This window comes from Thauera sp. 63 (assembly GCF_000310165.2).
GTDB lineage: Bacteria > Pseudomonadota > Gammaproteobacteria > Burkholderiales > Rhodocyclaceae > Thauera > Thauera humireducens.
In genome coordinates, this window is sequence record NZ_AMXC01000020.1 from 50,438 (window position 1) to 63,949 (window position 13,512).

The 13,512-nt window shown below is 67.7% G+C and carries 17 protein-coding genes; 6 read left to right on the plus strand and 11 right to left on the minus strand.

Annotated elements, in window-relative coordinates; translation table 11 throughout:
• The 3 genes from ccsB to C664_RS14900 form a co-directional block, all read right to left on the minus strand.
• Complete coding sequence (gene ccsB, locus C664_RS14890; protein WP_232435114.1) at positions 1 to 1,185, minus strand: c-type cytochrome biogenesis protein CcsB; 1,185 nt, start codon at positions 1,183 to 1,185, stop codon at positions 1 to 3.
• Entirely contained in the window at positions 1,182 to 3,260 is a 2,079-nt protein-coding gene (locus tag C664_RS14895; RefSeq protein WP_038012017.1) for a cytochrome c biogenesis protein ResB, read from the minus strand. Before C664_RS14895 ends, ccsB begins: the two co-directional genes overlap by 4 nt.
• A gap of 127 nt (positions 3,261 to 3,387) precedes the next feature.
• A complete protein-coding gene (locus C664_RS14900; RefSeq protein WP_004263029.1) occupies positions 3,388 to 4,017 on the minus strand; it encodes a c-type cytochrome in 630 nt (209 codons plus the stop codon).
• A gap of 122 nt (positions 4,018 to 4,139) precedes the next feature.
• On the opposite strand from C664_RS14900, the gene yihA reads away from it, so the two are divergent.
• From yihA to C664_RS14915, 3 genes are all read left to right on the plus strand, one after another.
• Entirely contained in the window at positions 4,140 to 4,826 is a 687-nt protein-coding gene (gene yihA / locus C664_RS14905) for a ribosome biogenesis GTP-binding protein YihA/YsxC (protein ID WP_004263031.1), read from the plus strand.
• Between the two features lie 196 nt (positions 4,827 to 5,022).
• Complete coding sequence (hemB, locus tag C664_RS14910; protein ID WP_004263032.1) at positions 5,023 to 6,039, plus strand: porphobilinogen synthase; 1,017 nt, start codon at positions 5,023 to 5,025, stop codon at positions 6,037 to 6,039.
• Entirely contained in the window at positions 6,036 to 6,539 is a 504-nt protein-coding gene (locus C664_RS14915; protein ID WP_232435115.1) for a GNAT family N-acetyltransferase, read from the plus strand. Before hemB ends, C664_RS14915 begins: the two co-directional genes overlap by 4 nt.
• A 3-nt stretch (positions 6,540 to 6,542) precedes the next feature.
• On the opposite strand, the gene C664_RS14920 is transcribed toward C664_RS14915, so the two are convergent.
• Together C664_RS14920 and C664_RS14925 are read right to left on the minus strand one after the other, a co-directional pair.
• On the minus strand, positions 6,543 to 7,190 hold the full coding sequence (locus tag C664_RS14920) for a pyrimidine 5'-nucleotidase (protein ID WP_004263036.1): 648 nt from the start codon (positions 7,188 to 7,190) through the stop codon (positions 6,543 to 6,545).
• A gap of 32 nt (positions 7,191 to 7,222) precedes the next feature.
• Positions 7,223 to 8,149 (minus strand): methyltransferase domain-containing protein, encoded by a 927-nt coding sequence (locus C664_RS14925; RefSeq protein WP_004263038.1) that lies wholly within the window; start codon positions 8,147 to 8,149, stop codon positions 7,223 to 7,225.
• 63 nt (positions 8,150 to 8,212) lie between these two features.
• On the opposite strand from C664_RS14925, the gene C664_RS14930 reads away from it, so the two are divergent.
• On the plus strand, positions 8,213 to 8,932 hold the full coding sequence (locus C664_RS14930) for a ComF family protein (protein WP_004263039.1): 720 nt from the start codon (positions 8,213 to 8,215) through the stop codon (positions 8,930 to 8,932).
• A 53-nt stretch (positions 8,933 to 8,985) separates the two neighbouring features.
• Positions 8,986 to 9,450, plus strand: a complete 465-nt coding sequence (locus tag C664_RS14935) for a tRNA (cytidine(34)-2'-O)-methyltransferase (RefSeq protein ID WP_004263040.1) — start codon at positions 8,986 to 8,988, stop codon at positions 9,448 to 9,450.
• 11 nt (positions 9,451 to 9,461) lie between these two features.
• Here C664_RS14935 and C664_RS14940 read toward each other — a convergent pair whose 3' ends face one another.
• The 6 genes from C664_RS14940 to C664_RS14965 are packed head-to-tail and all read right to left on the minus strand — an operon-like array spanning position 9,462 to position 12,493.
• Complete coding sequence (locus C664_RS14940; RefSeq protein ID WP_004263042.1) at positions 9,462 to 10,463, minus strand: NAD(P)H-dependent glycerol-3-phosphate dehydrogenase; 1,002 nt, start codon at positions 10,461 to 10,463, stop codon at positions 9,462 to 9,464.
• Complete coding sequence (locus C664_RS14945; protein WP_004263046.1) at positions 10,451 to 10,915, minus strand: SH3 domain-containing protein; 465 nt, start codon at positions 10,913 to 10,915, stop codon at positions 10,451 to 10,453. Before C664_RS14945 ends, C664_RS14940 begins: the two co-directional genes overlap by 13 nt.
• Positions 10,916 to 10,929: 14 nt before the next feature.
• Positions 10,930 to 11,394, minus strand: a complete 465-nt coding sequence (gene secB, locus C664_RS14950) for a protein-export chaperone SecB (protein ID WP_004263050.1) — start codon at positions 11,392 to 11,394, stop codon at positions 10,930 to 10,932.
• Positions 11,395 to 11,450: 56 nt separating this feature from the next.
• Complete coding sequence (grxC, locus tag C664_RS14955; RefSeq protein WP_198291537.1) at positions 11,451 to 11,720, minus strand: glutaredoxin 3; 270 nt, start codon at positions 11,718 to 11,720, stop codon at positions 11,451 to 11,453.
• A 2-nt stretch (positions 11,721 to 11,722) separates the two neighbouring features.
• Positions 11,723 to 12,139, minus strand: coding sequence for a rhodanese-like domain-containing protein (locus C664_RS14960; RefSeq protein ID WP_004263058.1), 417 nt, complete (start codon positions 12,137 to 12,139; stop codon positions 11,723 to 11,725).
• A gap of 24 nt (positions 12,140 to 12,163) precedes the next feature.
• Entirely contained in the window at positions 12,164 to 12,493 is a 330-nt protein-coding gene (locus tag C664_RS14965; RefSeq protein WP_004263063.1) for an ArsR/SmtB family transcription factor, read from the minus strand.
• Positions 12,494 to 12,624: 131 nt separating this feature from the next.
• Here C664_RS14965 and C664_RS14970 point away from each other — a divergent pair.
• The coding region (locus C664_RS14970; RefSeq protein WP_004263066.1) for a murein hydrolase activator EnvC family protein at positions 12,625 to 13,512 on the plus strand (888 nt) is incomplete at its 3' end.

The window sequence follows — 13,512 nt, forward strand, 5'->3', positions numbered from 1 at the left end:
TTACAGCGCGCCGTAGGAGTGCAGGCCCGACAGGAACATGTTGACGCCGATGAAGGCGAAGCTCGTCACCAGCAGGCCGACCACTGCCCACCACGCCAGCAGCGCGCCGCGCAGGCCTTTGGTGAGGCGCATGTGCAGCCAGGTGGCGTAGTTCAGCCACACGATCAGGGCCCAGGTCTCCTTCGGGTCCCACTGCCAGTAGGTGCCCCAGGCTTCGGCCGCCCACAGTGCGCCGAGGATGGTGGCGATGGTGAAGAAGGCGAAGCCGATCGCGATCGACTTGTACATCACGTCTTCCAGTACCCGCAGCGCAGGCAGGCGCGAGGCGAGCAGGCCGCGTTCGGCCAGCAGGTAGGCGCTGCCCACCATCGCTGCCAGTGCGAAGGCGCCGTAGCCGATGAAGTTGGTCGGCACGTGGACCTTCATCCAGTAGGACTGCAGCGCCGGGATCAGCGGTTGGATCTCGTGTGCGCCGCGGGTGAAGGTGTACCACAGCAGGAAGGCCACCGCGGCCGAGATCACCAGCAGCACGAAGGCGCCCAGCTTGCGGGTGGCGTAGCGCAGTTCGTAGTACAGATAGAGCAGGGCGGTCATCAGCGAGAACAGCACGAAGACTTCGTACAGGTTGCTGATCGGGATGTGGCCGACGTCGGGGCCGACCAGGTAGGACTCGTACCAGCGCACGAAGAGGCCGGTCGTGCCCATGACGACGGCGATCCAGGTCAGTGCCGTGCCAGTGCGGTCGCCGAAGTCCGAGCGCGCCAGCAGGCCCAGCCAGTAGGCGCCGGTGGCGATGAAGATGAGCGCGCTCATCCACATGATCGCGGTCTGGCTCGAGATCAGGTACTTCAGGAAGAAGGTCTGCTCGGCACGCGCAAGGTCGCCCTGATAGAGCCAGATCGCCGTCAGCGACAGCACGGTGACGGCGGCGAGATAGGGGCGGAAGGCCTTCCAGTGCCAGCCGATCGCGGCGAGGATCGGGACGTGCAGGATCAGGATGCCCTTGTCGTACACATCCATGAAGTCGCCGTACTCGCGCAGCGCGAAGATCGCACCGAGCACCAGGGCGAAGGCATAGAGCCAGTCGAGCGCGCCGAGCTGGCGCAGCCAGTGACGCCGGGGGGGCAGTGCCTCGGGCGGCAGGTTGGTCGGGCTGGAGGGGCGAGGCTGGGCGATGTCCATCATGAACCTCTGACGGGGTCGGTTGCGGCAAGGGGTGAGTCGGTCGGGGCGGTGCCGAGAGCGGCGCGCAGGCCGTCCACGTGGCGCTGGAAAGTCTCGTCCACATCCATCGCCTTGCGGTTCGAAGACATCGCCACTAGGGCCTCGTTCGGTTTCAGCAGCACGAACAGGCGACGTTCGCGGATGTACAGCATCGCGAACACGCCCAGTACCAGCAGCAGCGAACCCAGGTAAACGAGCGGCTGGCCCGGCGAACGGGTCGCCTGCAGCACCGTGGCCTGGCGTTCCTCGTACGACATCAGCTGCAGGAAGACCGGCACGCCGTAGAAGAGGCTGTCCGAGAGCGCCGCCAGCGTGTCGTTGAGGTACTGGGCGCGGGCCTGGTTCAGCTCGAGCGGCGTCATGCCGCTGCGCTCGCGCGCCAGCGCCCAGGCTTCCCAGGCGAGGCCCTGCAGGATCTTGACGAACACGTCGGCGGCGCGCTCCTGTTCGCCCGCGGCGACGGTGCTCTCGAGGAAGCGGCCCACCGACTCGTAGCCGCGGTCGGCGAACAGCGTGAGCGTGTGGGCGGCGGTCTGGGCCAGCGCATCGCGCATCTGGGCGCGGGCGTCGTCGAGGCCGAAGCTGCGTGCGGCAAAGCGCGCGGCGATCTCGGCGCGATTCTCCGGATCGAACATCATCTGACGCAGCGCGAACCAGGTGTCGATGCGGCCGTCCTCGTCCAGCGGCAGGCGGATGTAGCGGAAGGGCTCGGACTGGGCGTCGCGCGTACCCGAGTACATGAACCAGCGGCCGCCCTGCACGATCGGCAGCATGTAGTTCTGGAACTCGCGTGCCTGGCCGGCTTCGTCGCGCAGCTTGAAGGTGTAGCTCGGGCCGATGTTGCGCAGATCCTTCTCGTGCGGCGTCTTCGCGCCGCTGCCGAGGTGCTCCTGCAGCCTGGCCATGCCGCGCGCGGTCTCGGTGGCATTGCCGCCTTCGCCCATTTCCTCGACGTTGAAGGCCCTGAAATTCGTCAGCTCGAGCGTGTACTTGAACTTCGGGTGTTCGATCCGGCGCGCTTCGCCGACCTCGGCCTTGAACTCGAGCAGCTTGCCGGCTTCACCCACCAGCAGGCTGTGGCCGACGAGTTCGAGGATCGAGCCGCCGTCGTCGAAGCTCGACTGGTACAGCGTGATGCCGCGATGTTCGAGCGGCTTGTTCACCTCGATCGTGTGCTCGAAGCTCTCGCCGCTCTCGTCGTCGGTGACGAGGATGTCGCTGGCGAAGCGCTTGGGCATCCCGTTCTCGTAGTGGTCGATGTGGAACTTCTTCAGCGAGATCGTGAACGGCAGTTCCTGCAGCAGGATGTTGTCGCCGACGGCGAGCACCGCGACGTTCGCCGAGCGGCCCTCGGGGATGAAGACGTTGCCGCGGAAGCTCGGGTTGGATTCGCTCATCCGTGCCGCGTCGGGAATGCCGGCGATGAGCTGGTTGCCGGCGGTGGGCTGCTTGTCGCCGGCCCACATCTGGATTCGCAGCGGCAGGTCGCCGTCGAGCAGGCCGCCGATGCAGATCAGCACGATGGCGCCGTGGGCGAGGAAGTAGCCGAGGCGGCCCGTGCTGCCCTGCTTGGCGGCCACCAGCGTGCCGTCGCTCCGCGCATCGGTGCGGAAACGGAAGCCGGCCTGGGTGAGGTAGGCCTGGGTACGCTCCACCGCGGCCGGCCCTTCGAGTGCGGGCGCAAAGCTCGCCTGGTGGCCGAACTGGCGCAGCGAAGCCTCGCGCGCATGCTCGCGGAAGTGGCGCATCTCGCGCAGCATGGGCGCGGTCTGGCGCACGATGCACAGCGAGGTCGACAGCACGAGGAAGGCGAGGATGACGACGAACCAGGGCGCGTTGTAGACCGAGTACAGGCCCAGCTTGTCGAACACGGGGAACCAGAACGGACCAAACTGGTTCAGGTAGGCGTTGAAGGGTTCGTTCTGCTTGATGACGGTGCCGATCACCGAGGCGATCGACAGGATGGTCAGCAGGCTGATGGCGAAGCGCATCGAGCTCAACAGCTCGAACAGGGCGCGTGAGGTGCCGCGTTGCATCAGGCCCCCGGGCATTGGGTCAGGGCGTCGGCCATGGCGTCAGGTGTCAGGCGCAGGGCCGGCCGGAAAAAGAAAAAGGGGTGGAGCAATCCACCCCTCCACGGGACGCGTCAAAGGCCGGGTGTGCTCAGCGCAGGCCAGCCGCGAAGTCGGCGACCGCCTTCATCTCGGCATCGGTCATCTTCAGCGCGATCATGCGCATCATGCGGTTCGGGTCGTTGTCGCGTCCGCCGTCACGGAAGGCCTTGAGCTGGGCTTCGGTGTATTCGGCGAACTGGCCCGACAGGCGCGGATACTGGGCGGGGAGACCGGCGCCGGCAGGACCGTGGCAGGCGGCACAGGCGGGCACGCCTTTGGCGGCGATGCCTGCACGCCAGATCTTCTGGCCGAGTTCGATGGTTTCGAGGTTCTTGGCCGGCTCGGGCTGCAGCTCGAAGGACGCGAAGTACTTCGCCAGGCCCTTCATGTCGGCGTCTTCGAGGCCGGCGACCATCGCGCCCATGACCGCGTTCTCGCGCAGGGGCTTGGCACCGTCCCAGCCCTTGAACTCGCGCAGCTGCTTGTAGAGGTAGTCCTCGTGCTGCCCGGCGATCTTCGGGTTGGCCGACAGCTGGCTGTTGCCGTCAGCGCCGTGACAGGCGACGCAGACCGTTTCGGCGGTCTGTTTCGCCTTGGCGAGGTCCGGAGCCTGCTCCTGGGCCTGCAGGCCGCCGGCAACAAGCAACAGGGACGAGAGCAGCAGGGAACGCTTGATCATGATGTCCTCGGAAAGCCGTGAGTGATTGTTTCAAACGCGGTATTCTATATCAGGAAACCCGCGTTGCGCGATGCGATGTGGGCTTTGTTCCGCAGTCCGCCGGCCTTTTACCCCACTTATTCATGCCCCTGTTCCGCAACGCACAATTCGAGATCTCGATCGCCAAGCCGTCCGGCTTACCGCCTCCCTCCGGTGCGGAGATCGCCTTCGCGGGACGCTCGAACGCGGGCAAGTCGAGCGCGATCAACACGCTTGCAGGCCATGTCCGACTCGCCTTCGTTTCGAAGACGCCCGGTCGTACGCAGCTCATCAACTTCTTCCGCCTCAACAGTGGCGCCTTGCTGGTCGACCTGCCGGGCTACGGGTATGCCGCGGTGCCCGAGAAAGTGCGGCGGCAGTGGCAGGGGCTGATCGAGAATTACCTGAAGAAGCGTGAGAGCCTGATCGGGCTGGTGCTGATCATGGACTCGCGCCATCCGCTGACGCCGCTCGACCGGCAGATGATCGACTGGTTCGCGCCCTCGGGCCGACCGATGCACGTGCTGTTGACCAAGAGCGACAAGCTCTCGCGCGGCGCGGCGGCGGCGGTACTGCAGGATGTCCGGCGCGAACTGGCGCCGCTGGGGCCGCAGGTAACCGTGCAGCTGTTCTCTAGCCTGAAGAAGAGTGGTGTCGAGGAGGCCGAGCGCGTGATCGCCGGTTGGCTGGGCCTCGGTGAGCCCGCGGCCGAAGCGCCTGCGGCCGAAGCGCCTGCGGCGGAGCCTGCCATTGCGGACGCAGAAAACAAAAACCCCCGACCAGGGGAGTAGTCGGGGGTGAAAATGCCTCACTGGCGTGAGGCACCCGCTCAGGGAGGTGAAGCGGGAGACGGGATGACGCGGGGGCGCGCTGCCGTCTGCTTGCTAAGATAGACCGCCCTTACCGAAAGTTCCGTAAGCCATCCGTTACCGCATGTGTCGTGGCGGCGGATGAACGGAGCGAAATCAACCAGATCACGAGATTCCGATGCGACCGACTGGAGCCTTCCCTGCAACGCGCATGCGCCGCATGCGCCGCGACGACTTTTCCCGCCGCCTGATGCGCGAGAACGTGCTCACGGCCAACGACCTGATCTATCCGGTTTTCGTGCTCGATGGCGAGCAGCGCACCGAATCGGTGGCATCGATGCCAGGGGTCGAGCGGGTATCGATCGACCGCCTGCTGCATGTGGCAGAAGAGGCGCTGACGCTGGGCGTTCCGGCGTTGGCGCTGTTCCCGGTGATCGACGCCGCCGGCAAGACCGATGGCGCCGAAGAGGCGTGGAACCCGGACGGCCTGGTGCCGCGTACCGTGCAGGCGCTGAAGGCGCGCTTCCCGGAGCTGGGCGTGATCACCGACGTCGCGCTCGACCCCTACACTAGCCATGGCCAGGACGGCCTGATCGACCCGCAGGACCCGCGCGGCTACGTCATGAACGACGAGACGCTCGAGGCGCTGGCGAAGCAGGCCCTGTGTCACGCCCAGGCGGGCGCCGACGTGGTGGCGCCGTCGGACATGATGGACGGCCGCATCGGCCGCATCCGCACCGAACTCGATCGCGCCGGCCACATCCATACCCGCATCCTCGCCTATTCGGCCAAGTACGCGTCGAGCTTCTACGGTCCGTTCCGCGACGCCGTGGGCTCGGCCGGCAATCTCGGCAAGGGCAACAAGTACACCTACCAGATGGACCCGGCCAATAGCGACGAGGCGATCCGCGAGGTCGCGCTCGACATCGCCGAGGGGGCCGACATGTTCATGGTCAAGCCCGGCATGCCCTACCTGGACATCGTGCGTCGCGTGAAACGCGAGCTTGAGGTGCCGACCTATGTCTATCAGGTCAGCGGCGAGTACGCGATGCTGAAGGCGGCCGGGGCCAATGGCTGGCTCGACGAAAAGGCCTGCGCGATGGAGGCGCTGCTGTCGTTCAAGCGTGCCGGTGCGGACGGCATCCTGACCTACTACGCGCTCGACGCCGCGCGCTGGATGAAGTCCGGCGCGTGATCGCGCGAGTGCCGCATACATCGCCCGTGATGCTGCGGGCGATGCGCATGGACGACCTCGACGCGGTGCTCCGCATCCAGCGCGAGGCCTACGGCGACGATTACCAGGAATCCGCCGAGGTGCTCGCCCGCAAGCTGCGGCTCGCCCCCGATGCCTGCTGGTTCGCCGAGCGCGACGGCGTCGGCCTCGGCTATGTCTTCGCCCATCCGTGGACCGCGGGCGCGCCGCGGCTGCATGCTCCGCTCGCCAGCCTGCCGCCTGCGGCCGACCACGGCTTCCTGCACGATCTTGCGGTTTCTCCGCGTGCGCGCGGCGAGCGGCTCGGTGGACGGCTGTTCGCGCAGGTCCTTGACTGGTCGCGGGCGGCGGAGCACCGGGGCCTGCAACTGGTGGCGCTGGCCGACGCGGTCGGCTTCTGGCGCCGGCTCGGTTTCGTGCCTTGTGCGCAGGCGCTGCCTGAGGGCTACGGCGTGGGGGCCGTGCTGATGCGGCTCGTTTGAACTTCAGCCCAGCAGGCGGCCCAGCGCGCGCCTGAGGTCGAGGATCGAGGCAAGCTTGACGTCGACGTAGGCCGGGGTGCGCAGGTTGCGGCCGACGAGCACGGTGCGCATGCCCAGGCGCTTGGCCGTGCGCAGATTGACCGCCGAATCCTCCAGCATGATGCAGCGCGCCGGATTCAGCCGACGCGACGACAGCAGCTTGCGATAGCCGCGAATGCCCGGCTTGGGGTGGTAGTCGAGGTCCTCGATGCCGATCACGTCTTCGAACAGGTCACGGATGCCCATGGTGTCCAGCACGGCCAGCGCGTAGTGGCGCGGTGCGTTCGAGAACACGAAGCGGCGCCCCGGCAGCTTGCGCAGCAGGCCGCGCAGCGCGCGCTCGAACACCATCATCTCGTGCAGTCGGTCAAAGCGGTGTGTCTCGACCAGGAAGTGCCGCGGGTCCGTGCCATGGTGTCGCATCAGTCCGAGCAGCGTGGCGCCATAGCGGTGCCAGTATTGCATGCGCAGCGCATTCGCTTCCTCCCTCGACAGCGCGAGGTGCTGTTCGAGGTAGGCGGTCATGCTGCGATTGATGTGCGGGAAGATGTGCGGGCTGGCGTTGTGCAGCGTGTTGTCGAGGTCGAACAGCCAGACGGGGTCGGAATGCATGGGCTTGGTGCGATGGGGCGTGTCGCGGCAGCTCAGCGCGCTGTCGGACGGGGCTGGAAGCGGACGATGCTGCGACCGTCTTCGGTGGTCTTGGGGGCGGCTTTCCATGCGTGACCCTGGATGATTTCCAGCGTGGCCGGCAGGCGGCCATTCTGGCGCAGGGCTTCGTAGGCGGCGCGGGCCTTTGCCCAGCCGGCGCGGCCCGACAGGCCGCGCGGTCGCGTCGAGGCTGCATTGGCCGCGCCGCTTGTGCGCAGGTCGTGCAGCAGGCCGTCGAGGTCGGCGTAGGTCAGTGTCAGGATCTCCATATCCATCACCGGGTCGGAGAAGCCGGCGCCCACCAGCGCATCGCCCAGGTCGTGCATGTCGATGAAGCGATGCACACGTTCGCCGGCGGCGCCCGGCAGACAGGCGCGCAGTTCCTTCAGCGAATCCGGGCCCAGGGTCGAGAACATCAGCAGGCCGCCGACTTCGAGCGTGCGGTGGATCTCCTTCAGTGCGGGCAGGGGATCGTCCAGCGCTGGAAACATCAGGTTGGACCACACCAGCCCGAGGCTGCCGCGAGCCAGGGGCAGGGCATTGGCCGAGGCGACCAGATGAGGCGGCGGCGGCGGGGTGCCGCCCAGCAGGCGGCGCAGCAGGCCGGGCTGGGGTGCTTCGGCCTGCAGGCGCACACCGGCGCGAGCGACCATCGGCGCGGCGAAGTCGGCCGCCAGCAGCGTGGCCTGTGGAAACCGTTGTGCAAGTCTCGGCAGGTCGGCGCCGGTGCCGCAGCCGAGGTCGAGGATGCGTCGCGGTTCGATGCGGATGTAGTCGAGTCGTTCGTCCATCCGGCGCGAGATCTCTCGCATCACGACATCGGCTTCGTCATAGTGCGAGGCGGCGCGCTCGAAGCGTCGTCGCAGCAGGCGGTGGTCGAGCGAGAAGTGCCCGGCGTCGGACGGCGCGGTCGAATTCATTGTCATTTCCGGCGCGAGGGGCTGTAATTGCGAGGTTCGCATGTTCTGCCAAGGCCGGAAATCTTGTCAAACCTCGCTCGTGACTCCCGCCGCCTGCTGGCCCGCGTCCTCGACGTCCTGATGCCGCAGGATTGTCTGGTCTGCGGCGAGCCCGCCGGGTCCGACGGCCTGTGCGCAGACTGCTGCGACGAGCTGCCACGGCGGCCACCCACCGCCTGTCCGGTCTGCGCACTGCCGGGGCTCAACGGCGGGCCCTGTGCCCAGTGCCTGCGCGAGCCGCCCGATTACGACGCCACGCTGGCGCTGTTCGACTATGCATTCCCGGTCGATCGCCTGGTTCATGCGCTGAAGTACGGCCACCAGCTGTCGGTGGCGCGTTACCTGGCCCAGGAGGTGTGCGCCGTCGGCGGCGCGTTCGCCCGTCGCGCGGATCTCCTTGTGCCGATGCCGCTGCATGCGCGGCGACTGGCCGAGCGCGGCTTCAACCAGGCCGTCGAGATTGCGCGACCACTGGCCCGGGTATCCGGTCTGCCGATGGAGCTGGCGCGGGTCGCCAAGGTGCGCGACACGCCCGCGCAGGCGACGCTCGACCGCGAGGCGCGGCTGCGCAGTCCGCGCGGGGTGTTCGACTGCGACCTGGCCCTGGCAGGTGCGCGGGTGCTGGTGGTCGATGACGTGATGACGACCGGCGCCACGCTGAACGCACTCGCGTGCTGCCTGAAGCGCCAGGGCGCCAGCTGGGTCGGCAATCTCGTCGTGGCGCGCACGCCGACGCCGGGCTGAGCTACAGTTGCGGCCTTCGCGCCTGGCCGGCGCAGCCTGAAAGCCTCTGCCCGATGTTCGAAATCGTCCTCTTCCAGCCCGAGATTCCGCCCAACACCGGCAACATCATCCGCCTCGCCGCCAATACCGGCAGTCGGCTCCATCTGATCGAGCCGCTCGGCTTCGATCTGTCCGACAAGCATCTGGCTCGCGCCGGGCTGGATTACCACGACCTGACCTGCGTGACCGTGCATCGCGACTGGGCTGCGTGCCAGGAAGTCCTGACAGGCCGGCGCTTCTTCGCGCTGACGACGCGCGGCTCGCACCGTCACGACAGCGTGGCCTACCGCGAAGGCGACGTGCTGGTGTTCGGCCCGGAGAGCCGGGGGCTGCCGGCGGAGCTGCTGGCGCAGTTCGCGGCCGACATGCGCATCCGCATCCCGATGCGGCCCACCAACCGCAGCGTCAACCTGTCCAACGCGGTGGCGGTGGTGGTGTATGAAGCCTGGCGCCAGCAGGGCTTTGCCGGAGCCGCTTAGCCGAGCAGGGACTATTCGTGCCGCGGATCGCGCGCGAGCAGGCGCTCGACCGCGCTGCGGGCGTCGAGCCCGTGATGCAGCAGCGCATCGACCGCTTCGCAGATCGGCATCTCGACGCCCTTGCGGCGGGCGAGCGCGACGACTTCGCGCGCCGTGGATACCCCTTCGGCCACGTGGCCGAGATCGCGCAGGATGTCCGCCAGCGTGCTGCCCTTGGCGAGCTCGAGGCCGACGCGACGGTTGCGCGACAGGTCGCCGGTACAGGTCAGGATCAGGTCGCCCATGCCGGTCAGGCCCATCAGCGTTTCGCTGCGGCCGCCGAGTGCGGCGGCAAGGCGGGCGATCTCCGCCAGGCCACGTGTGATCAGGGCGGCGCGTGCGTTGAGTCCGAAGCCCAGACCGTCGGAGACGCCGGCAGCGATCGCCATGACGTTCTTGATCGCGCCACCGATCTCGCAGCCCACCAGGTCGGTGTTGGCGTAGATCCGCAGGCGCGGCTGGTGCAGGGCTGCGACCCAGCGGCTGGCGAAGTGATCGTCGGCCGCGGCGAGCGTGATTGCGGTTGGAAGGCCGCGCGCGACCTCGGCGGCAAAGCTCGGTCCCGTCAGCACGCCGCAGGCCGCGTCGCTGCCGAGTTCTTCGGTGACGATCTCGTGCGGCAGGCGGCCGGTGCCGGCTTCCAGTCCCTTGCATGCCCATAGCAGCGGCGTGCGAGGCTTGAGCCGGTGCAGCTCGCGCACGGTCTCGCGCAGGCCCGCCAACGGTGTCACGACCAGGTGCAGGTCCGCGGACTGGGCGGCGACGGCGAAGTCGGGCTCGAAGACCAGTGTGTCGCTCAGACGCACGTCGGGCAGGTAGCGACGGTTCTCGCGCGTCAGCGCCAGGGTCTGCAGATGCGCCACGTCGCGGGCCCACAGGCGCACGTCGTGCGTGCTGCTGAAGGCCTGTGCCAGCGCAGTGCCCCAGGCGCCGGCGCCGAACACGGCGATGCGCTGGCGGCTTACAGCCCCCATATGTCGCCCGCGCGGATGTAGCCCACCTGGCCGTCGGCATGGCGAACCTTCACCCAGCCGAGGCTCGGCGGTTCGGCCAGCTCGAGCACGACGTTGCGCGCCGCCTCGAAACTGAGCGGCGACTCCTCGCGCGTTTCGCGCCGGACGGCTGCACGTTCCGCGGTGACCAGCACCGTGCGGCGGTTGGCCAGCACCCGGCGCTCGACCCAGTTGAGCGAGCCGCCCGGCTCGCGCACCTTGATCCATTTGTCCAGCGTGACGACGACTTCCACCGGCGTGCCGGTTCGCAGGATGAAGAGGCGCTTGCCCTGCTCGGAGGGCGCGTCGTACATGATCGCGGGTTCGCTCAGCGAGCGGAATTCGATGGCCTGCGCCGTGCCGACCGTTGCGCCGGCGAGTGCGACGAGCATCGTGGCAAGGCGGGGCAGGGCGGGTCGGCGCAGGCGGTTCATGGCGTGAAGCCTCGTCACTGGATCGGCACTTCGCCCGCGGCCTGCTGGGCGACCTGCTGGCGCTGCGACTGGTAGAGCGCCTCGAAGTTGACCGGCGACAGCAGCACCGGCTGGAAGCCCGCGCGCGTGACCGCATCGGACACGGCTTCGCGTGCATAGGGGAAGAGGATGTTCGGGCAGCCGATCATCATCACCGGCTCGAGGTCGGCGTCGGGCACGTTGCGGATCTGGAAGATGCCGGCTTGCGCGACCTCGACGAGGAACAGGGTGCGATCTTCGCCGATCTTGGCCGACACGGTAACGGTCAGCGTGACTTCGAACACGCCGTCATCGACGTTCTGGCCTTCGGTGCGCAGCTGGACGTTGACCTGGGGCGCTTCGCGCTCGAGGAAGATCTGCGGGGCGCCGGGTACCTCGACCGAGAGATCCTTGACGTAGAGTTTTTCGATCGAGAAGACGGGTTGCGCGTTTTCAGACATTGAGTTTGATCCGGTGAAGTGGCGTGAATGAGGCTGGGAGGTTGCGGCGACGGAGCTCAGGCGGAGTCGCCACGCAGCAAGGGGTCGAGCTTGCCGGCGCGGTCGAGGGCGTAGAGATCGTCGCAGCCGCCGACATGGTAGTCGCCGATGAAGATCTGGGGAACCGTGCGACGGCCGGTGAGCTGCATCATGTGGTCGCGCTGGGCCGGGTCGAGGTCGATGCGGATCTTCTCGATGTCGGCGACGCCCTTGCTGAGCAGCAGCTGTTCGGCACGCACGCAGTAGGGGCATACCGCGGTGGCGTACATCCGGATGCGGGGCTGCATGCTCATTTCCGTTTGCGGCTGATGGGCTGGCCAGCCTTTTCCCATTCGGCCATGCCGCCACGCAGGTTGTAGATCTTCTCGAAACCGGCCTTGCGCAACTGGGCGCCGGCCGCTGCCGAGCGGGCGCCGCTGGCGCAGCACAGGATCAGCGGATGATTCTTCCACTTCTCCATCTCGGCACTGCGGCGCGAAATGTCGCCCATCGGGATATGGCGTGCGTTGGGCACGTGCCCCTGGGCGTATTCGCCCTGCTCGCGGACGTCGATGACGATCGCGTCCTCGCGGTTGATCAGCAGGGTCGCTTCGACCGGGGAAATCTGGCTCTTGTCACCGCGGCCGCGGATCAGTTCGACCATCAGCCAGCTGCCGCTCGCGGCAGCCAGGGCGGCCCAGTACCAGTTCTGTTGCAGGAATTCCACGACTTGGGGTGCTCCGGTTGGGGGTTAGTTGTCGTCCTTGTCGACGCCGCAGAAGACTTCCCGCATCAGGGAGACAAGCTGCAGCGTGCGGGGGTCGCCCACGCGATAGAAGACGCGGTTCGCATCCTTGCGCGTCTGCAACACGTCCTTGTCCCGCAGGATGGCCAGGTGCTGGGAGATGTTGCTTTGCGAGGTGCCCACCGCATCGACGATGTCCTGCACGCAGACTTCGCCTTCGCCGAGCACGCACAGGATCTTGAGCCGCAAGGGATGGGCGATGGCCTTGAGCGCGCGCGCGGCGGTCTCGATGTGCTCATGCTTGTCGATGAGCGTGAAAATGTCGTCTTTGTTCACGATGGGGCGGGCCGACGTAAAACGCTAGTATAAAATAACGCGTTAGGGTCTTGCGCGGTCAGCGAACGATTGTCGTTTGCTCCCGCCAGCCCGCCCACTCCCCCGCGTCTTTTACTCGGAGCCCGCGCTGCATGAGCCTGGCCGGTCGTCGCTATTTGGCAGCCCTTGTTGTCGGCTGCACGCTGGCGTCGGGCGTCGTGCCGACGGCGGTGCTGGCGCAGGCCGGCGGCGAGATCGCCGACAAGCGCTCCGATCTCGACGATCTGAAGAAGCGCATCCGCGAGTTGCAGCAGGAGATGTCGCGCACCGAGGCGAACCGCTCGGGTGCCGCGAAGGCCGTTGCCGATTCCGAGCGCGAGGTCTCGCGCGCCCAGCGTCGTGCCCTCCAGCTCGAACGTGAGCGCGCCGAGGCCGAAACCCGGCTGGTGGCGCTCGAGCAGGCGCAGCGCGACGTCGAAGGGCGGATTGCCGCGCGGCGCGAGGAGCTGGCCGAGTGGCTTCGCCGGCACTACGTGAATGGCGCTGCCGACAGCGTGGCGCCCTTGCTGTCGGCCCGGGATCCCAATCAGCTTGCCCGCGACGCCTACTATCTCGAGCATCTCGGCCGGGCCAGGCTCACCCTGCTCGAGGAGATGCGCGCTGATCTGCGCGACACGGAGCAGCGTGCGCAGGAGATCGTCGCCCGTCGTGATCGTCTCGCGACGCTGGAGGCCGACCAGCGCGCCCAGCGCGCGCAGCTCGAGGCGAGCCTCGTGCAGCGCAAGGATGCGCTCGCCGCCCTGTCCAAGCAGTTGCAGACGCAGAAGCGGGAAGTCGCGACGCTGCGCGAGGACGAGCAGCGTCTCGCGCGCGTGATCGACACGCTGGTCAAGCGTGCGCGCGAGGCTGCGGCGCGGGAGGCGGCACGACGCCAGGCTGAGCAGCGTGCGGCCGAACGCAGGGCCGCCGAGGAACGGGCAGCGGCAGCGCGCGCTGCGGCACAGGCGCAGGCCAGCGCGGGACGCGCCCCGGCGCCGGCC

What these genes read in the sequence shown, in the direction of transcription:
- ccsB (WP_232435114.1), bottom strand. Translation starts at nt 1,185, where the DNA reads ATGATGGACATCGCCCAGCCTCGCCCCTCCAGCCCGACCAACCTGCCG.
- C664_RS14895 (WP_038012017.1), bottom strand. Translation starts at nt 3,260, where the DNA reads ATGCAACGCGGCACCTCACGCGCCCTGTTCGAGCTGTTGAGCTCGATG.
- C664_RS14900 (WP_004263029.1), bottom strand. Translation starts at nt 4,017, where the DNA reads ATGATCAAGCGTTCCCTGCTGCTCTCGTCCCTGTTGCTTGTTGCCGGC.
- yihA (WP_004263031.1), top strand. Translation starts at nt 4,140, where the DNA reads ATGCCCCTGTTCCGCAACGCACAATTCGAGATCTCGATCGCCAAGCCG.
- hemB (WP_004263032.1), top strand. Translation starts at nt 5,023, where the DNA reads ATGCGACCGACTGGAGCCTTCCCTGCAACGCGCATGCGCCGCATGCGC.
- C664_RS14920 (WP_004263036.1), bottom strand. Translation starts at nt 7,190, where the DNA reads ATGCATTCCGACCCCGTCTGGCTGTTCGACCTCGACAACACGCTGCAC.
- C664_RS14925 (WP_004263038.1), bottom strand. Translation starts at nt 8,149, where the DNA reads ATGAATTCGACCGCGCCGTCCGACGCCGGGCACTTCTCGCTCGACCAC.
- C664_RS14935 (WP_004263040.1), top strand. Translation starts at nt 8,986, where the DNA reads ATGTTCGAAATCGTCCTCTTCCAGCCCGAGATTCCGCCCAACACCGGC.
- C664_RS14940 (WP_004263042.1), bottom strand. Translation starts at nt 10,463, where the DNA reads ATGGGGGCTGTAAGCCGCCAGCGCATCGCCGTGTTCGGCGCCGGCGCC.
- C664_RS14945 (WP_004263046.1), bottom strand. Translation starts at nt 10,915, where the DNA reads ATGAACCGCCTGCGCCGACCCGCCCTGCCCCGCCTTGCCACGATGCTC.
- secB (WP_004263050.1), bottom strand. Translation starts at nt 11,394, where the DNA reads ATGTCTGAAAACGCGCAACCCGTCTTCTCGATCGAAAAACTCTACGTC.
- grxC (WP_198291537.1), bottom strand. Translation starts at nt 11,720, where the DNA reads ATGCAGCCCCGCATCCGGATGTACGCCACCGCGGTATGCCCCTACTGC.